This window comes from Pseudomonas sp. MF6755, assembly GCF_016405635.1.
Lineage (GTDB): Bacteria > Pseudomonadota > Gammaproteobacteria > Pseudomonadales > Pseudomonadaceae > Aquipseudomonas > Aquipseudomonas haemolytica.
In genome coordinates, this window is the sequence record NZ_JAEKDA010000017.1 from 22,198 (window position 1) to 39,451 (window position 17,254).

A 17,254-nucleotide genomic window follows, 5' to 3' on the forward strand; every position below is an offset into this window, starting at 1 on the left:
CAACACGCGGCACGCCCTGACTACTCAATGAGGACTCCCATGCGCTTTATCCGCATGCTGTTGTTGCCGGCACTGGCCCTGACCGCCGTTTCGGCCCACGCTGACCCGGCTTCCGTCGCCAGCCTGAAGAACCTGCTGGACAAATCCCAGACCCTGACCGCGCGCTTCTCCCAGCTGACCCTGGATGCCGGTGGCACCCAGTTGCAGGAAACCGCCGGTGAAATGGCCGTGCAGCGCCCAGGGCTGTTCTACTGGCATACCGAAGGCAAGGCTGAGCAGACCATCGTTTCCGACGGCCAGAAAGTCACCCTGTGGGACCCGGACCTGGAACAGGCGACCATCAAAAAGCTGGATCCGCGCCTGAACCAGACTCCAGCGCTGCTGCTGTCGGGCGATGTGTCGAAAATCAACGACAGCTTCGAGATCACCTCCAAGCAGGCCAGCAACGTGATCGAGTTCACCCTCAAGCCAAAATCCAAGGACACGCTGTTTGACACCCTGTCCCTGTCGTTTGGCAACGGCGTGATCAACAACATGCGCCTGGTCGACAGCGTCGGCCAGCGCACCGATATCCTGTTTTCCGGGGTCAAGGCCAACCAGCCGGTGCCCGCATCCAAGTTCAAGTTCGACATCCCCAAGGGTGCCGACGTGATCCAGGAATAATCTAGAGGTTTCAAACGCTGCCCATGGATCTGTTTCGAAGTGACCCGATTGCCCAGCCACTGGCCGCGCGCTTGCGTTCGACCAACCTGGATGAGTACGTCGGTCAGGAACACCTGCTCGCTCGCGGCAAGCCTCTGCGCGAAGCCCTGGAGCAGGGTGCGCTGCACTCGATGATTTTCTGGGGCCCGCCGGGTGTGGGCAAGACCACCCTGGCGCGGTTGCTGGCGAAAGTTTCGGATGCGCACTTTGAGACGGTCTCGGCAGTGCTCGCCGGGGTCAAGGAGATCCGCCAGGCGGTGGAAGTCGCCAAGCAGCAGGCCGGGCAATACGGCAAGCGCACCATCCTGTTCGTCGACGAAGTGCACCGCTTCAACAAGTCGCAGCAGGATGCGTTCCTGCCTTATGTCGAAGACGGCACGCTGATTTTTATCGGCGCTACCACCGAAAACCCTTCGTTTGAATTGAACAACGCGTTGCTGTCACGGGCGCGGGTCTATGTGCTCAAGAGCCTGGACGAAGCCGCGATGCAAAAGCTGCTGCACCGCGCTTTGAGCGAAGACAAGGGCCTGGGTAAGCGCCAGTTGAGCCTCAGCGATGAAGGCTTCAAGATTTTGCTCACGGCCGCTGATGGCGACGGTCGGCGCTTTCTCAACCTGCTGGAAAACGCTTCTGACTTGGCTGAGGACGGCGGCGAGATTGGCGTCGAGTTGCTGCAAAGCCTGCTCGGCGATACGCGCCGGCGTTTCGACAAGGGCGGCGAAGCCTTCTACGACCAGATTTCCGCGCTGCACAAGTCTGTGCGCGGGTCCAACCCCGATGGTGCGCTGTACTGGTTTGCGCGCATGATCGACGGCGGTTGCGACCCGCTGTACCTGGCACGTCGCGTAGTGCGCATGGCCAGCGAAGACATCGGCAATGCCGACCCGCGTGCGCTGAGCCTGTGCCTGGCCGCCTGGGAGGTGCAGGAGCGCCTTGGCAGTCCGGAAGGCGAGTTGGCAGTGGCCCAGGCCATTACGTACTTGGCCTGCGCGCCGAAAAGCAACGCGGTGTACATGGGCTTCAAGTCGGCCCTGCGTGCGGCGGCCGAACATGGCTCCCTCGAAGTGCCGATGCATTTGCGCAATGCGCCGACCAAACTGATGAAGCAACTGGGCTACGGCGATGAATACCGTTACGCCCACGATGAGCCGGATGCCTATGCGGCCGGTGAAGACTATTTTCCCGATGAGCTTGAGCCGCTGCCGCTCTATCAGCCGGTGCCCCGTGGCCTGGAGCTGAAAATCGGCGAAAAGCTCAATCACCTCGCGCAACTCGATCGCCTCAGCCCCAGACAGCGGAGAAAGTAGTGCTCAAGACGATTCTTGCCGTGTCCGTTGCGGGCATCGCTGGTACATTATTGCGTTTCGCCACCAGCACCTGGGTCAGCGCCAATTGGCCGAAGCATTTTTATGCGGCGACCCTGGCGGTCAACCTGGTGGGCTGCTTGATTATCGGGCTGTTGTACGGCTGGTTCCTGTTGCGCCCGGAAGTACCGATTGAAATTCGGGCCGGCTTGATTGTCGGCTTTGTAGGCGGTCTGACGACCTTTTCATCCTTTTCACTGGATACGTTGCGCCTGCTGGAAAGCGGGCAGGCCCTGGTGGCCTTCGGGTACTTGGGCATCAGCGTATTCGGCGGGCTGCTCGCCACCTGGGCTGGCCTGTCCTTGACCAAACTTTGATAAACGAGAGACCGACATGCTCGATTCCAAACTGTTACGTAGCAACCTTCAGGACGTAGCGGACCGCCTGGCATCCCGTGGCTTTGCCTTGGATGTTGCGCGCATCGAAGCGCTGGAAGAACAGCGCAAGACCGTCCAGACCCGCACCGAAGCACTGCAGGCTGAGCGTAATGCGCGTTCCAAATCCATCGGCCAGGCCAAGCAGCGCGGCGAAGACATCGCGCCGTTGATGGCAGATGTCGAGCGTATGGGCACTGAGTTGTCCGACGGCAAGATCGAGCTGGAAGGCATTCAGACCGAGTTGGACTCGATCCTGCTGGGCATTCCGAACCTGCCCCACGAATCCGTGCCGGTGGGTGAAGACGAAGACGGCAACGTTGAAGTGCGCCGTTGGGGCACGCCGAAAACCTTCGATTTCGACATCAAGGACCACGTGGCCCTGGGCGAATTGACCGGTGGCCTGGATTTTGAGACCGCCGCAAAAATGTCCGGCGCACGCTTTGCCTTGCTACGCGGCCCGATTGCCCGCATGCACCGTGCACTGGCGCAGTTCATGATCAACCTGCACACCGGCGAACACGGTTACGAAGAAGCCTACACCCCGTACCTGGTTCAGGCGCCGGCGCTGATGGGCACCAGCCAGCTGCCGAAATTCGAAGAAGACCTGTTCAAGATCAGCCGCGACGGCGAAGCCGACCTGTACCTGATCCCGACTGCCGAAGTGTCGCTGACCAATATCGTCGCAGGCGAAATCCTCGACGCCAAGCAGTTGCCGTTGAAGCTGGTTGCCCACAGCCCATGCTTCCGCAGCGAAGCGGGCGCGTCGGGCCGCGACACCCGGGGCATGATCCGTCAGCACCAGTTCGACAAGGTCGAGATGGTCCAGGTGGTAGAACCGTCGACTTCCATGGAAGCCCTGGAAGGCCTGACCGCCAACGCCGAACGTGTGCTGCAACTGCTGGAGCTGCCGTACCGCGTCCTGGCGCTGTGCACTGGCGACATGGGCTTCAGCGCCGTGAAGACCTACGACCTCGAAGTGTGGGTGCCGAGCCAGGACAAGTACCGCGAGATTTCGTCGTGCTCCAACTGCGGTGATTTCCAGGCCCGTCGCATGCAGGCGCGTTTCCGCAACCCTGAAACCGGCAAGCCGGAACTGGTGCATACCCTTAACGGTTCTGGCCTGGCTGTAGGCCGTACCCTGGTGGCCGTGCTGGAAAACTACCAGCAGGCTGACGGATCGATCCGTGTACCTGAGGTGCTCAAGCCGTACATGGCGGGCGTTGAGGTCATCGGCTAAATGGAATTTCTGCCGCTGTTTCATAACCTGCGCGGCAGTCGTGTGTTGGTCGTCGGTGGCGGGGAGATTGCCTTGCGCAAATCCCGGCTGCTGGCCGACGCCGGTGCATTGCTGCGGGTGGTTGCTCCCCAGATCGAAGACCAGTTGCGTGAGTTGGTCCTGGGCAGTGGCGGGGAACTGATTTTGCGCGGTTATCAGGAGGCCGACCTTGACGGTTGCACCCTGATCATCGCAGCGACCGACGATGAACCGCTGAACGCGCAAGTGTCCAGTGATGCCAAGCGTCGTTGTGTACCGGTCAATGTGGTCGACGCGCCCGCCTTGTGCAGCGTGATCTTCCCGGCGATTGTCGACCGTTCGCCCTTGGTGATTGCGGTGTCCAGTGGCGGCGATGCGCCGGTACTGGCGCGCTTGATCCGTGCCAAGCTGGAAACCTGGATTCCCTCCACATACGGCCAGTTGGCCGGGTTGGCGGCGCGTTTTCGTGCCCAGGTCAAAGGTTTATACCCGGATGTGCAGCAGCGCCGCGCGTTCTGGGAAGAGGTGTTCCAGGGCCCGATTGCCGACCGCCAGTTGGCCGGGCAGGGCGACGAGGCTGAGCGCCTGTTGATCGAAAAGGTCAACGGTGCACCACCGAACGCGCCGGGCGAAGTTTACCTGGTGGGCGCTGGGCCGGGCGATCCGGACCTGTTGACCTTCCGTGCCCTGCGTTTGATGCAGCAAGCCGATGTGGTGTTATACGACCGCTTGGTGGCGCCGGCGATTCTCGAGCTGTGCCGTCGTGATGCCGAGCGCGTGTATGTCGGCAAGCGTCGCGCTGACCACGCCGTGCCGCAAGCCCAGATCAACCAGCAACTGGTGGACCTGGCCAAGCAAGGTAAGCGCGTGCTGCGGCTCAAGGGTGGCGACCCGTTCATCTTTGGCCGGGGTGGCGAAGAGATCGAGGAACTGGCGGCCCATGGCATCCCGTTCCAGGTGGTGCCTGGGATAACCGCTGCCAGTGGGTGCGCGGCCTATGCCGGGATTCCCCTGACTCATCGCGACTATGCGCAGTCGGTGCGTTTTATCACTGGGCATTTGAAGAATGGGACGTCGGACCTGCCCTGGCACGACCTGGTGGGGCCCTCGCAGACCCTGGTGTTCTACATGGGCTTGATTGGCTTGCCGATCATCTGCGAACAGTTGATCAAGCATGGTCGCTCGCCGGACACGCCAGCGGCGCTGATCCAGCAGGGCACCACGTCGAACCAGCGGGTGTTTACCGGCACGCTGGCCGACTTGCCGCGCATGGTGGCGGAGCATGAAGTGCATGCGCCGACATTGGTCATTGTGGGTGAGGTGGTGGTGCTGCGCGAAAAACTGAAGTGGTTTGAAGGCGCACAATCCCAAGTGTGAACCTTAAAAGCATCGGAAGCAAGCCCCCTTCCACATTTTGACTGTATTCACAAATCGAAATGTGGGAGGGGGCTTGCCCCCGATGAGGCCATTAAATACAACCCATCTCTTGAATTACTTCCAGACCCCCTTACCCCTCAACCGCTGACGATCGTGCTCTGCATCAAACCGCTGCAACGGCCCCTTCGGCACAATCCCCGTCGGATTGATTGTGCGGTGGCTGGCATAGTAATGCCCCTTGATGTGCGCGAAATCCACCGTCTCGGCCACCCCCGGCCACTGGTACATCTCCCTCAACCAATTCGACAGGTTCGGATAATCCGCAATCCTGCGCAGGTTGCATTTGAAGTGGCTGTAATACACCGCATCAAAGCGAATCAGCGTGGTGAACAGCCGCACATCGGCTTCGGTCAGATATTCGCCGGCCAGGTAACGGTGGTTGGCCAGATGCTGTTCCAGAGTGTCCAGCTCGGCAAACACATCATCAAAGGCACTTTCATAAGCCTGTTGCGAAGTGGCGAAGCCTGCGCGGTACACCCCGTTGTTCACGGCGGGGTAAATTCGTTCGTTCAACGCGTCGATGGTCGCGCGCAGCGGCTCGGGGTAGAAGTCCAGGGTATTGCCGGTCAATTCGTTGAACGCGCTGTTGAACATGCGGATGATCTCCGCCGATTCATTGCTGACGATACGTTTGAGCTTTTTGTCCCACAGCACCGGTACGGTGACGCGCCCGGTGTAATCAGCGGTATCGGCGGTGTAGCGTTGGTGCATGAAGTCGAAACCGTCGAGTTTGTCACCGCTGGAGCCGTGGGCCTTGTCGAAGGTCCAGCCGTTTTCCAGCATCAACCAACTGACTACCGAGACGTCGATCAAGCTTTCCAGGCCTTTGAGCTTGCGCAGGATCAAGGTGCGGTGCGCCCAGGGGCAGGCGAGAGAGACATAGAGGTGATAGCGACCGGCCTCGGCCTGGAAGCCGCCTTCGCCGCTGGGGCCAGGCTGGCCATCGGCAGTCACCCAGTGGCGGCGTTGTGCCTGTTCCCGTTGGAAAGCGCCGTCTGCGCTACTTTCGTACCACTGGTCTTTCCAATGTCCTTCGATCAGTAAACCCATGACTGGCTCCTTGGCTGATAAGCGTTGGAGCCCAGTCTAAAGGCATGAGTTCGAACTAAAAGCGCAAAGACCGGGCGTGAATGATCGATTAAATCGATTTATCCCGCGCATCCCAGTATTGCTGGGCCAATTCGAATGCCTGTTGCCGTGAGTGATCGAGGCCGCGCAAGGCCAGGGCCATGGTGGCGATCAGGGCCAGCTGCGGGTAGCTGTCCTCGACGTCGCCGCGCCATAGCGCCTTGAGGTGCTCAGGCTCAAGCACCGCTGGCTTGACGTGACGCTGGGCGGAGAGGGCGGGCCACTCTTCGTCCCAGCTCTGGCCGCCCGTAGTGCCATACAAGTGGCTGAGGGTGTCGGGGTTGATCTCGATCTCGCCGCCGTCGCCCTTGACCACAATCACATTGTCACCGAGCAGCCCGCTGGCATCGCGATGCACGCCCTGGTAACCCGGGTGGAAAATGCTTTGCAGGCCGCAGCGCGCATTCAGCGGGTTGAGCAGCCGCGCCAGGGAGTGGATAGGCGAGCGCAGGCCGAGGGTGTTGCGCAGGTCGATCATGCGTTGCAGTTGTGGAGCCCAGTCGCCCAGTGGGATAAACGCCAGGTTGCCGTGCTCGAAGGTGGATTGCACCTGCTGCCAATTGCGGCACAACGGGATCTGTAAAGTGTCCAGCAGTTGCTCGGTGTACAACCGGCCGGCGGTGTGGGCGCCGCCGCCGTGCATCAGGATGCGCACGCCGTTTTGTGCCAGGCATTTGGCCGCCAGCAGGAACCACGGCAGGTGGCGTTTCTTGCCAGCGTAGGTCGGCCAGTCGATATCCACGTTCAACGTCGGTGCGTTCAGGCGTTCGCGTACCGCTTCGGTGAAACCGGCAAGTTCTTCCGGGCTTTCTTCCTTGTGGCGCAGCAGCATCAGGAACGCGCCGAGCTGGGTGTCCTCGACCTTTTCGTCGAGCAGCATGCCCATGGCTTCCCGGGCTTCCTCGCGGGTGAGGTTGCGCGCGCCGCGCTTGCCTTTGCCGAGGATGCGCACGAACTGCGCAAAGGGATGCTCTTCAGGCGTTGCGAGGGTCAGTGGGGCAAAGTCGGTCATAAGCAATTCGTCGGCCTGGGCAGGCCCGCCAGCTTGGCGGCGAGTTTGGCGGGAGTGCCGTTGAACAGTTTATTGAGGTGCAGGCTGTTGCCCTTTTCCGGACCCAGCTTCAGGGCGGTGTACTTGATCAGTGGGCGCGTGGCAGGAGACAGCTGGAATTCGGCGTAGAACTGGCGAAGCAATGTGAGGATTTCCCAGTGATCCGGGGTCAGTTCCAGGGCTTCGGCGGCGGCCAGGGCATCTGCCACTTCGTTGGACCAATCATTCAGGTCGACGAGGTAGCCGTCCTTGTCCAGCTCCAGGGCGCGAGCGCCTACGGTCAGGGTGTTCATAGCCAGGTGTTGACCTTGTCATAGTCGATCGACAGTTGCACGAAACCCGGGTAGTCCACGCTGTCGGCCCAGTCGGGCAGGGGCAAATTGCGCGCCTGCATGTCTTCGGCCAGCACAAACACCTTTACGCCTTTGGTTTGCAGGGTAGGGCTGTGCAAGCCGTAGGCACCATCGCCGCACAGCAGGATCGCGTCGTTGCTGCCACACAGGCGCAGGCAGCTGTCGAGGCGGCTATCGGTAAACGGGGAGTGGGACAGCACATGTAAAGTCGACATCAGAGGGTTATCACCTGGTCGTAGCGGTCAATCAGCCTGGAAATTTCTTCATTACCCAGAGACTCGGCGATGCTGGGCACAGTGAGCCCGCGCTCCGCCAGGCTATGGCTGCAAGCGAACACATCCTCGATGCCAAACAGCCCCAAGGCCTGCAGGTTGGCACCGAGGTCCTTTTGCTGCACGGCCTTGGCGTCCTGGTGCGGTGCCAGTTGGAACACGCCGTCGTCGAGGAACAGCAGGCCAATGGGCAGATCAAACGCGCCACCGGCCAGTACGATATCCAGCGCTTCCCGCGCACTCGGCCCGGACCATGGGGCCTGGCGGCTGATTACCAATAAGGATTGGGACATGTCACGGCCCTCCAAAACAGATCAGGCGGTCGGCGTCCTGGATCGCGTCATGCAATTGTCCCAGGCCCGACAACGCCCAGGGTGCCTCCAGGTTGACCGCACTGCGTTGATAGCGCGCGGCTTCCTCGGCGTTAAGCACGCCACGGCGCAAGGCGGCGGCGATGCACACCACGCCGTCGAGCTGGTGCTGGCTGACGAACTCGCGCCATTGGCGCGCAATGTCTTGTTCATCCTGGGGCGCAACGATGTTATTGGACGCGCTGTACACGCCATCCTGATAAAAAAACAGCCGCACAATCTCGTGCCCGCCGGCTAACGCCGCCTGGGCGAACAGTAGGGCGCGGCGCGAGGAGGGCGCGTGGGCGGCGCTATACAGTGCAATCGCGAACTTCATGGAACACTCTGCCAACAAACGTGGGCCAATCATAAAGCCGCCGCCGCGAAAAAGCCCGCCGTGATCAAAACGGTCACTGTGGATGATCGTTCTGACGATTGCCGGTAAGCGCCAGGCTGCCTAGTCTGTGGCTATTCGCAACCCAGATGGAGTCCCCATGTCAGGTCCCTTGGCGTCCCTTAAAGTGCTGGATTTTTCCACCTTGCTACCCGGCCCGTTTGCCTCCTTACTGCTGGCGGACATGGGCGCCGAGGTGCTGCGCATCGAATCGTCTGCGCGCATCGACCTGTTGCGTGTATTGCCGCCCCATGACCGCGGCACGTCGGCAAGCCACGCGTACCTCAATCGCAACAAGCGCAGCCTGGCCCTGGATCTCAAGCAGGCCGAGGCGGTGGAGATCGTGCGTGAGTTGGTCAAGGGCCATGACATCCTGCTCGAACAGTTTCGGCCCGGGGTCATGGAGCGCCTGGGCCTGGGTTACGCGGCGTTGAAGGCGATCAATCCGCGGCTGATTTACGTGTCGATTACCGGCTACGGCCAGACCGGCCCTTATAAAGACCGCGCCGGGCACGATATCAACTACCTGGCGTTGGCCGGCGTGGCCAGCCACACCGGGCGCCGGGACAGCGGGCCGTTGCCGTTGGGCGTGCAATTGGCGGATGTGGCGGGCGGTTCGCTGCATGCGGTGGTGGGCTTGCTGGCGGCGGTGATTGCCAGGCAGCAGAGCGGGGTGGGGCAATACCTGGATGTGAGCATGACCGATTGTTCGTTCAGCCTGAACGCCATGGCCGGCGCCGGTTACCTGGCCTGCGGGGTGGAGCCCGAGCGGGAGAACCATGTGCTCAATGGCGGGAGTTTCTACGATTACTATCGGACCCGCGATGGGCGCTGGATGTCAGTGGGAAGCCTGGAACCGGGGTTTATGCAGCAGTTATGCGTGGCTCTGGGGCGGCCGGAACTGGCGGTGCACAGCGTGAAGCCTGAGCAGCAGGCAGTGCTCAAGCAGGCCCTGCAGGTGGAATTCGAGAAGTGCAGCTTTGATGAACTATGTGAATTGTTTGCCGGGGTGGATGCGTGTGTGGAGCCGGTATTGAGCCTGAGTGAAGCCGTGGAGCATCCACAACTGAAGGCTCGTGAGCTGGTTAGCCAGGTGCCGAGGGGTGATGGCTCGAGCCAGGCGCAGATTGCCTGCCCGTTGAAGTTTTCCGAGGGGTTGCCAGCGCCGAGGCATATCGGTGCAGCGGTGGGGGCGCACAGTGATGAGGTGCTGGCGCAATTGGGGTTCAGTGCTCAGCGGATTGCGGATTTGCGGCAGGCCAGGGTTGTTGGGTGACTGTTCTGATGCCATCGGGAGCAAGCCCCCTCCCACACTTGAAATGTTTTCACCGATTAAATGTGGGAGGGGGCTTGCCCCCGATGAGGCCCTTATTCCACCCGAGTTTGTCCGGTAAACACCAAGGTCTGCCGACATCGACGACACAAATACCGCCGCCCCTGGTTCACCAAGCCATGGCGCTGCGCCGAAAACGGAAAATCACTGTCTGCACACGGGCAGCGGTAGATATAGCGGGTCACCTGCCGGCGCTTGATTTCATAGGTGTGGCAACGATCCGGCGGCAGTTCATAAACGCCGCGCATGATCAACTGCCATTCCTCGCCATGGGGCTGGATACGCTCGCCGAACAATTGGTGGGCAATCAGATGCGCCACTTCGTGAGCCACGGTTTGCTTGAGAAAGTGTTGGCTGTTTTCACGGTACAACTGAGGGTTGAAGCGCAGCAGGTTCTCGTGCAAATGCGCGACACCGGCCTTCTGGCCCCGCAGCTTGAGGCTGACCTGGGGGCGTTTGAAGCTTCGTTTGAAAAAGGATTCGGCTTGCAGGAAACAATCTTCGACGCGGGTATTGAGTTGCTCGGGCATGCTGTACATATCTCCAGAGAGGCCCAGTATGCCGCAAAACCGGGTGTTTCCGAATCTGTCAGGCGCCGAATGGTCATGCATAACGCACAAAGCCACCTTGCGGTGGCCTTGCCTGCGGGTTTATCCGTTCAGTTGGTGTAGATCGGCCCTACGCCCAGGCCCCAGACGATCACGGTGAAAGCCATGATCGCGACCAGTACAACCAGGCCCACGGCCAGCACCGAGCTGGAAAACAGAAAACCTTCGTCCGGGTCGATACTCATGAAGGTCGGCAGCCCCACATACAGCAGGTACACCGTGTAGCAGATCGCCGCCGTGCCCACGACCATCCCCAGCCACATATGCGGGTAGAGTGCCGCCAACCCGCCGACAAACAAGGGTGTAGCGGTGTAGGTGGCAAAGGCCACGCAGCGGGCCATGCTTGGGCTGGCATCGTAGGTGCGAGCCATCCAGTGGATAAACGCCCCCATCACCGCCACACCACCGAGCATGGCGGCGTAAGACATGAGGGTCATCCATAGCGCGCTTTCCTGGGTCAGCATGACCGGGGCACGGTTGCCGATGACCCAGCCAACCTGGGTGGTGCCGATAAAGGCGGATACGGCGGGGATCGCCGCGAGAATCAGGGTATGAGTGAGGTACATGTGGCCGATGCTTTCTTCTTTATCGCCACGGATTTCCCGCCATTCCTGGTCGGGATGGGTAAAAAGCCCCACGACGTGATGGATCATGCCAGTCACTCCTGTCGTTATTACCATCGCCCCCCATCGGAGCGCCCACCGGCCAAATGGCCTGAAAGGTCTGGATAGATGTGTGCGACCTCAAGTCGCAGTATAGGAAGTGATGACCGGAATAACCGTAAGGCCTTTAGAGCAAATTGCGCTGTAAACCCTGGGCTTAATCGCGGTGAGGTCTGTCGATTGGAATGCTGCCACCTCTCACATTGAATGTGGGTACTCGACCTCGCTAAAATACCCGGCTTTTCGTCACACACCTTCAGTGGATCCAAGCGCCATGGGCACTCTTACGGTCAACCAGAACAAACTGCAAAAACGCCTGCGTCGCCTGGCCGGTGAAGCGGTCGCCGATTTCAACATGATCGAAGACGGCGACAAGGTCATGGTCTGCCTCTCCGGCGGCAAAGACAGCTACACCATGCTCGACGTGTTGTTGCACCTGCAAAAGGTTGCGCCGATCAAGTTCGAGATCGTGGCCGTCAACATGGACCAGAAACAGCCAGGCTTCCCCGAGCACGTGCTGCCGGCTTATCTGAAAGAACTGGGCATCGAGTACCACATCGTCGAGAAAGACACCTACTCGGTGGTCAAGGAGCTGATCCCGGAAGGCAAGACCACCTGCTCGCTGTGCTCGCGCCTGCGCCGTGGCACGCTCTATACCTTTGCCGACGAAATCGGCGCGACCAAGATGGCCCTGGGGCATCACCGCGATGACATCGTCGAGACCTTCTTCCTCAATATGTTTTTCAACGGCTCCCTCAAGGCTATGCCGCCCAAGCTGCGTGCCGATGACGGGCGCAACGTGGTGATCCGCCCGCTGGCGTATTGCAACGAGAAGGACATCCAGGCCTATTCCGACTTCAAGCAATTCCCGATCATCCCCTGCAACCTGTGCGGCTCCCAGGAAAACCTGCAGCGCCAGGTGGTCAAGGACATGCTGGTGGACTGGGAGCGCAAGACCCCTGGGCGTACCGAAAGCATCTTCCGCAGCCTGCAAAATGTCATCCCGTCACAGTTGGCCGACCGCAACCTGTTCGACTTCACCAGCCTGAAAATCGATGAGACGGCCGCCTCGCGTTTCGTCAATGTAGTGAACCTCTGAGCCTCATCAAGGCTCTAGTACACGGCGCTTGCGGGCGCCGTTTTCAATTTCAATCCCAGAATTCAACTGCCAGGAGAGGGCATGCGCGATTACAAGTGGCTGCACGAATATTGTCTGAACCGCTTCGGTTCGGCGGCCGAGTTGGAAGCCCATCTGCCTGTGCCCAAGACCCCGGCGCAATTGCGCAAGATTACTGATGACCGCTACCTGTCGACCTTGGCGCTGCGGGTGTTTCGCGCTGGCTTGAAGCACAGCGTGGTCGATGCCAAGTGGCCGGCGTTCGAGCAGGTGTTTTTCGGCTTCGACCCGGAAAAAGTCGTGCTGATGGGTGCCGAGCACCTGGAGCGCCTGATGCAGGACACGCGCATCATTCGCCACCTGGGCAAGCTCAAGAGTGTGCCGCGCAATGCGCAGATGATCCTCGATATCGAGCAGGAAAAGGGCAGCTTTGGTGCGTTTGTCGCCGATTGGCCGGTGACCGATATTGTCGGGCTATGGAAATACCTGAGCAAGCACGGCCACCAGTTGGGTGGGCTGTCGGCGCCACGGTTTCTGCGGATGGTGGGCAAGGATACGTTTGTGCCGAGCTATGACGTGGTGGCAGCGTTGAACGCACAGAAGATCGTCGACAAGGCACCGACCAGCCTGCGGGACTTGGCGACGGTGCAGGGCGCGTTCAACCAGTGGCATGCCGAGAGTGGGCGGCCGATGTGCCAGTTGTCGATGATGTTGGCGTATACGGTGAATCATTGAGACCGAGGTGATTCCTTCGCGAGCAAGCCCGCTCCCACATTCGACCGCATTCCAAAGGATGTATGCGGACAAATGTGGGAGCGGGCTTGCTCGCGAAGACGGACTTTCAGGCCCCCGGGGCTTCAGCCAACCGCCGATTCAACTGATGCCGCCAGCGCGCATACAGCAGCGCCGTACAAAACACCGCCAGGCTCGCCAGCATCTCCAGCACCCCGAACCACTGGCGGTTCGGATCGTACGCCGCCAGTGCGCCCTTGATGAAATACAGGTTCACCACAAAGCACATCCACGAATGCCCGCGGGCACTGCCGATGATCATCCCTGGCGCCAGCACCAGCAGCGGCACCAGTTCGATCAGCAGGATCACCCATGGGCGCGCCCCGTGCAGATCGGCGATGAACAGGTAGTACACGCACAACAAGCCCACCAGGCTGAAAAACGCCAGCAGGCTCAGTGCGCGTGCAATCTTGACCCGTGGTTCCAGCCACGCCTGGGATGGCAGGACCTTAGGCTTCCTGGCCACGGCCGTTCTCCAGCAGCGTGGCGGTCTTGGCCAGGCGCAGGCCTAGGGCCCGGCACAGGGTGATTTCATGTTGATCGAGCATGCGCTTGCCGTCAGGCCCGGAATGGTGGCTGGCGCCATATGGCGTGCCGCCGCCCTGGGTGTTGAGCAGCGCCTGCTCGCTGTAGGGCAGGCCGGTGATCAGCATGCCGTGGTGCAACAGCGGCAGCAGCATCGACATCAGCGTTGTTTCCTGGCCGCCATGCAGGCTGGCGGTGGAGGTGAACACGCCGGCAGGCTTGCCGACCAACGCGCCGGTGAGCCACAGGTTACTGGTGCCGTCGAGGAAGTATTTGAGCGGCGCGGCCATATTGCCGAAGCGGGTCGGGCTGCCCAGGGCCAGGCCCGAGCAGTGCTTCAGGTCATCCAGGCTGGCATACAGCGCACCTTCGTCGGGAATGCTCGGCGCCACGGCTTCGCACTCGGTGGAAATCGCCGGCACTGTGCGCAGTCGTGCTTCCATGCCGCCTTGTTCAATGCCCCGGGCAATCTGCCGGGCCATCTCGCTCACCGCGCCGTTGCGGCTGTAATACAACACCAGCACATAGGGCGCGCTCACGGCAGGATCTCCAGCACATTCTCGGGCGGGCGGCCAATGATGGCTTTAGTGGTGGTTTCCAGGATCGGGCGCTCCATCAGCTTGGGATGGGCTGCGATAGCGGCCATCAATTGCGCTTCGCTGAGGCTGGCGTCGGCCAAATCGAGGGTTTTGTATTCGTCTTCGCCCGTGCGCAGCAATTGGCGTGCGCTGATCCCCAGTTTTTTCAGCAGGGCCTTGATTTGCGCTGCATCGAGTGGGGTTTCCAGGTAGCGCACCACCGTTGGGGTGAGGCCGCGAGCTTCAAGCAGTTCGAGCGCACCGCGGGATTTCGAGCAGCGCGGGTTGTGATAAAGCGTCAGATCGGTCATGTGCGGGTCGCATCTTGCGTAAGGTGGCAGGTATTCTACCTGCGCTGGCGCCTGTCCTTAAACCGTAAGAGGCGATAGGTCGCAGCCCATGTTCATTTTTGCAAAGGAATACCCCATGACAAGGCGACTGATCGGTGCATTGGCGATCATCACAACCCTGCTGCTCAGCGGCTGTGGTAACGATTACGGCGTTGACCAATATGGCCAGAAAGTGGCGGCCGAACGCTTGGACAAGCAGTGGCTGGTGGTCAACTACTGGGCCGAATGGTGTGGCCCGTGCCGCACGGAAATCCCCGAGCTCAACGCGCTGGCCGAGCAAGTGAAAGGGCAGGGTGTGGGGGTGTTCGGGGTCAACTTCGACAATGTGCAGGGTGAAGAGCTGAAAGCTGCCAGCGACAAGCTGGGGATCAAGTTCACGGTACTGGCCCAGAACCCGGATGGGATCTTCGAGATCCCGCGCAGCGAGGCATTGCCGGTGACCTACATCATTGATGACAAGGGTAAGGTGCGGGAGCAATTGATGGGTGAGCAGACGGCGGAAGGTGTGTTGGCCAAGCTTAAAGCCTTGCGCGGCTGACAGACTTGTCCCCAGTCAAATGTGGGAGGGGGCTTGCTCCCGATAGCGGTGTGTCAGCCAGCACCTGTAGTGCCCGGCACACTGCCATCGGGAGCAAGCCCCCTCCCACATTTAGATCCAGTCAATCCCGAAAGTGGGATATCAGCCTTCTTCAAGCCACAAGCGAATCGGCTTGCCCTCGGCCGGCCAGAACCGCGTCTGTTCGATCGGCGAGATATCCCAGCGCTGCACGCCTTGCAGGGCCTGGAAGAAGCGATGCTCCTGCTCCATCAGGGCTTCGGCGCAGAGTTTGCGCGTGCTGCCGAGCTGACCGAAGCTGAGCTTGTCGCCCTCGACGGTGTACGGCGCGAACCAGTGGTTGCAGCCGCCGTTGCCATAGGCACGGCCATCTGCGCCGAGCGTGACGGTCAGGTGCGCGTAGTCCATCAGCGGCCGCTCACCGATCCACTCCACCACGTAGCTGTGGTCGCGCTCGAGCTTCGCGCCATCCGCCGCGCAGCCCGTCAGGCCCACACCGATTGCGGCGAGCAGCAACGCGCCTTTCATTGTGCGGCCTGCTGGCATTTCGGGCAGCGGTGCTTGTCGCCTTCGCTGGCCCAGCCGAGTTCTTTGATGCGTGCGTTGGCGGCCGGTTGCAGCGGTTCTTTGGTCAGCTTGGTTTCCACCGCGAATTCAAATTCGAGCACGGCGTCGCAGCTGTCGCAATTGGCCTTCCAGGTGTGAATCTCCAGTTCGCCAAACTTCGGCCCCTGGGCCATGGCGACCCATTGGCCAGCCGGGCGGATGGAGTAGCGCGCGTCACCTTCTACGGTCAGGCGCATAGACAGGGTTTTACTGCCGCGCAGGGTGACGATCAGGACGTCGCCATGCTTGATCGAACCACCGTTGCCGGTGACCTGGTAGCGGCCCGGCACCAGGGCGCGGCATTCGATCAGGGTGTGTTGCGGGCTCAGCAAGCTGAAGCGGAAATCGTGTTCGGCCATGGATCCTCCAAATAGGCGCGGCATCCTATCACGGGTGCCGGCCTATCATGAGCCTGGTATGTGACCGCTGATCATCCCTCGACCAGGTTCTGCGCCCGGCCATTGGCCCATGCTGCAATGTTGGCCAGCGTGGTGCCAGCAATGGCCGCCAGGGCTTCGCGAGTGAGGAACGCCTGGTGTGCGGTGATGATCACGTTGGGGAAGGTCAGCAGGCGGGCGAGTACGTCGTCTTGCAGGGGCAGGTCCGAGCGGTCCTCGAAAAACAGCTGGGCCTCTTCCTCGTACACATCCAGCCCCAGGTAACCCAACTGGCCAACCTTGAGCGCTTCGATCAGCGCCGGGGTATCGACCAGGCCACCGCGGCCGGTATTGATCAGCATTGCGCCGGGCTGCATCTGCGCCAGGGAACGGGCATTGATCAGGTGCTTGCTGTCAGCGGTCAGAGGGCAGTGCAGGCTGATGATCTGCGCCTCGGCCAGCAAGTCGGGGAGGCTCACATAGCGGGCTCCCAGGGCCTGCACCTGCGGGTTGGGGAAGGGATCATAGGCCAGCAGCTGGCAGCCGAAGCCGGCCATGATTTTGGCGAAGGTCGCGCCGATCTGCCCGGTGCCGACCACGCCGACGGTTTTGCCGACCAAATCGAAACCGGTGAGCCCGTGCAGGCTGAAATCACCGTCGCGGGTACGGTTGTAGGCACGGTGCAGGCGGCGGTTGAGGGCCAGGATCAGCGCCACGGCGTGTTCAGCTACGGCGTGGGGCGAATACGCGGGCACGCGCACGATGATCAGGCCCAGGCGTTTGGCGGCTGGCAAGTCGACATGGTTGTAGCCGGCCGAGCGCAGCGCAATCAGGCGCGTGCCGCCCTTGGCTAACTGCTCCAGCACCGGTGCACTGAGGTCATCGTTGATAAAGGCGCAGACCACTTCGTGATGTTCGGCCAGGGCAACGGTGTCGAGGTTGAGGCGGGCGGGTTGGAATTGCAGTTCCAGACCTGTGGGGAGAGGTTCGCCGAGGAAGCTGTCGCGGTCGTAGGTTTGGCTGCTGAAAAGAATGACGCGCATTAAAAAGGCTCCCTGCAATTTACA

23 protein-coding genes are annotated in these 17,254 nt (G+C 60.9%); 9 read left to right on the plus strand and 14 right to left on the minus strand.

Going from position 1 to position 17,254, the window contains the following annotated elements; all coding sequences use genetic code 11:
* Positions 1 to 39 precede the first annotated feature (39 nt).
* From lolA to cysG, 5 genes are read left to right on the plus strand one after another with little or no spacing between them, the layout of a single operon-like run.
* Positions 40 to 663, plus strand: a complete 624-nt coding sequence (lolA, locus tag JFT66_RS22245; RefSeq protein ID WP_153839307.1) for an outer membrane lipoprotein chaperone LolA — start codon at positions 40 to 42, stop codon at positions 661 to 663.
* Positions 664 to 686: 23 nt separating this feature from the next.
* Complete coding sequence (locus tag JFT66_RS22250; protein ID WP_034120233.1) at positions 687 to 2,009, plus strand: replication-associated recombination protein A; 1,323 nt, start codon at positions 687 to 689, stop codon at positions 2,007 to 2,009.
* Positions 2,009 to 2,383: a fluoride efflux transporter CrcB gene (gene crcB, locus JFT66_RS22255; protein ID WP_034120232.1), complete on the plus strand. Its 375-nt coding sequence runs from the start codon at positions 2,009 to 2,011 to the stop codon at positions 2,381 to 2,383. Before JFT66_RS22250 ends, crcB begins: the two co-directional genes overlap by 1 nt.
* Before the next feature lie 16 nt (positions 2,384 to 2,399).
* A complete protein-coding gene (serS, locus tag JFT66_RS22260; RefSeq protein ID WP_034120230.1) occupies positions 2,400 to 3,680 on the plus strand; it encodes a serine--tRNA ligase in 1,281 nt (426 codons plus the stop codon).
* Positions 3,681 to 5,075, plus strand: coding sequence for a siroheme synthase CysG (gene cysG / locus JFT66_RS22265; RefSeq protein ID WP_153870752.1), 1,395 nt, complete (start codon positions 3,681 to 3,683; stop codon positions 5,073 to 5,075).
* 114 nt (positions 5,076 to 5,189) lie between these two features.
* On the opposite strand, the gene JFT66_RS22270 is transcribed toward cysG, so the two are convergent.
* From JFT66_RS22270 to tusD, 6 genes are all read right to left on the minus strand, one after another.
* On the minus strand, positions 5,190 to 6,185 hold the full coding sequence (locus tag JFT66_RS22270; RefSeq protein WP_198860161.1) for a glutathione S-transferase family protein: 996 nt from the start codon (positions 6,183 to 6,185) through the stop codon (positions 5,190 to 5,192).
* An 88-nt stretch (positions 6,186 to 6,273) separates the two neighbouring features.
* Positions 6,274 to 7,275 (minus strand): glycosyl transferase family protein, encoded by a 1,002-nt coding sequence (locus JFT66_RS22275; RefSeq protein ID WP_198860162.1) that lies wholly within the window; start codon positions 7,273 to 7,275, stop codon positions 6,274 to 6,276.
* Complete coding sequence (locus JFT66_RS22280; protein ID WP_034120224.1) at positions 7,272 to 7,607, minus strand: TusE/DsrC/DsvC family sulfur relay protein; 336 nt, start codon at positions 7,605 to 7,607, stop codon at positions 7,272 to 7,274. Before JFT66_RS22280 ends, JFT66_RS22275 begins: the two co-directional genes overlap by 4 nt.
* Positions 7,604 to 7,882, minus strand: a complete 279-nt coding sequence (gene tusB, locus JFT66_RS22285; RefSeq protein WP_034120223.1) for a sulfurtransferase complex subunit TusB — start codon at positions 7,880 to 7,882, stop codon at positions 7,604 to 7,606. The genes JFT66_RS22280 and tusB overlap by 4 nt, the downstream gene beginning before the upstream one ends.
* Positions 7,882 to 8,232, minus strand: coding sequence for a sulfurtransferase complex subunit TusC (tusC, locus tag JFT66_RS22290; RefSeq protein ID WP_153870750.1), 351 nt, complete (start codon positions 8,230 to 8,232; stop codon positions 7,882 to 7,884). Before tusC ends, tusB begins: the two co-directional genes overlap by 1 nt.
* Position 8,233: 1 nt before the next feature.
* A complete protein-coding gene (gene tusD / locus JFT66_RS22295) occupies positions 8,234 to 8,626 on the minus strand; it encodes a sulfurtransferase complex subunit TusD (RefSeq protein ID WP_003192069.1) in 393 nt (130 codons plus the stop codon).
* A 157-nt stretch (positions 8,627 to 8,783) separates the two neighbouring features.
* On the opposite strand from tusD, the gene JFT66_RS22300 reads away from it, so the two are divergent.
* On the plus strand, positions 8,784 to 9,959 hold the full coding sequence (locus JFT66_RS22300; RefSeq protein WP_198860163.1) for a CaiB/BaiF CoA transferase family protein: 1,176 nt from the start codon (positions 8,784 to 8,786) through the stop codon (positions 9,957 to 9,959).
* A 92-nt stretch (positions 9,960 to 10,051) separates the two neighbouring features.
* On the opposite strand, the gene JFT66_RS22305 is transcribed toward JFT66_RS22300, so the two are convergent.
* Together JFT66_RS22305 and JFT66_RS22310 are read right to left on the minus strand one after the other, a co-directional pair.
* Positions 10,052 to 10,546 (minus strand): SprT family zinc-dependent metalloprotease, encoded by a 495-nt coding sequence (locus JFT66_RS22305; protein ID WP_153870748.1) that lies wholly within the window; start codon positions 10,544 to 10,546, stop codon positions 10,052 to 10,054.
* A 128-nt stretch (positions 10,547 to 10,674) separates the two neighbouring features.
* Positions 10,675 to 11,277, minus strand: coding sequence for a Yip1 family protein (locus JFT66_RS22310; RefSeq protein ID WP_005789070.1), 603 nt, complete (start codon positions 11,275 to 11,277; stop codon positions 10,675 to 10,677).
* A gap of 283 nt (positions 11,278 to 11,560) precedes the next feature.
* On the opposite strand from JFT66_RS22310, the gene ttcA reads away from it, so the two are divergent.
* Together ttcA and JFT66_RS22320 are read left to right on the plus strand one after the other, a co-directional pair.
* Positions 11,561 to 12,385 carry a tRNA 2-thiocytidine(32) synthetase TtcA gene (gene ttcA, locus JFT66_RS22315; protein ID WP_034120217.1) on the plus strand — a complete coding sequence of 275 codons (825 nt, stop codon included), beginning with the start codon at positions 11,561 to 11,563 and terminating at the stop codon, positions 12,383 to 12,385.
* 81 nt (positions 12,386 to 12,466) lie between these two features.
* On the plus strand, positions 12,467 to 13,138 hold the full coding sequence (locus JFT66_RS22320; RefSeq protein ID WP_034120216.1) for a DNA-3-methyladenine glycosylase I: 672 nt from the start codon (positions 12,467 to 12,469) through the stop codon (positions 13,136 to 13,138).
* A 106-nt stretch (positions 13,139 to 13,244) separates the two neighbouring features.
* On the opposite strand, the gene JFT66_RS22325 is transcribed toward JFT66_RS22320, so the two are convergent.
* From JFT66_RS22325 to arsC, 3 genes are read right to left on the minus strand one after another with little or no spacing between them, the layout of a single operon-like run.
* Entirely contained in the window at positions 13,245 to 13,661 is a 417-nt protein-coding gene (locus JFT66_RS22325; protein WP_198860164.1) for a DUF2069 domain-containing protein, read from the minus strand.
* Positions 13,645 to 14,259, minus strand: a complete 615-nt coding sequence (wrbA, locus tag JFT66_RS22330) for an NAD(P)H:quinone oxidoreductase (protein ID WP_198860165.1) — start codon at positions 14,257 to 14,259, stop codon at positions 13,645 to 13,647. Before wrbA ends, JFT66_RS22325 begins: the two co-directional genes overlap by 17 nt.
* Complete coding sequence (arsC, locus tag JFT66_RS22335) at positions 14,256 to 14,609, minus strand: arsenate reductase (glutaredoxin) (protein WP_198860166.1); 354 nt, start codon at positions 14,607 to 14,609, stop codon at positions 14,256 to 14,258. Before arsC ends, wrbA begins: the two co-directional genes overlap by 4 nt.
* Before the next feature lie 115 nt (positions 14,610 to 14,724).
* On the opposite strand from arsC, the gene JFT66_RS22340 reads away from it, so the two are divergent.
* A complete protein-coding gene (locus JFT66_RS22340; RefSeq protein ID WP_034120212.1) occupies positions 14,725 to 15,186 on the plus strand; it encodes a TlpA disulfide reductase family protein in 462 nt (153 codons plus the stop codon).
* 141 nt (positions 15,187 to 15,327) lie between these two features.
* Here JFT66_RS22340 and JFT66_RS22345 read toward each other — a convergent pair whose 3' ends face one another.
* From JFT66_RS22345 to JFT66_RS22355, 3 genes are all read right to left on the minus strand, one after another.
* Positions 15,328 to 15,732, minus strand: coding sequence for an META domain-containing protein (locus tag JFT66_RS22345; protein ID WP_034120211.1), 405 nt, complete (start codon positions 15,730 to 15,732; stop codon positions 15,328 to 15,330).
* On the minus strand, positions 15,729 to 16,169 hold the full coding sequence (locus JFT66_RS22350; RefSeq protein ID WP_034120210.1) for a hypothetical protein: 441 nt from the start codon (positions 16,167 to 16,169) through the stop codon (positions 15,729 to 15,731). Before JFT66_RS22350 ends, JFT66_RS22345 begins: the two co-directional genes overlap by 4 nt.
* A 71-nt stretch (positions 16,170 to 16,240) precedes the next feature.
* On the minus strand, positions 16,241 to 17,230 hold the full coding sequence (locus JFT66_RS22355) for a 2-hydroxyacid dehydrogenase (RefSeq protein WP_198860167.1): 990 nt from the start codon (positions 17,228 to 17,230) through the stop codon (positions 16,241 to 16,243).
* Positions 17,231 to 17,254 lie beyond the last annotated feature (24 nt).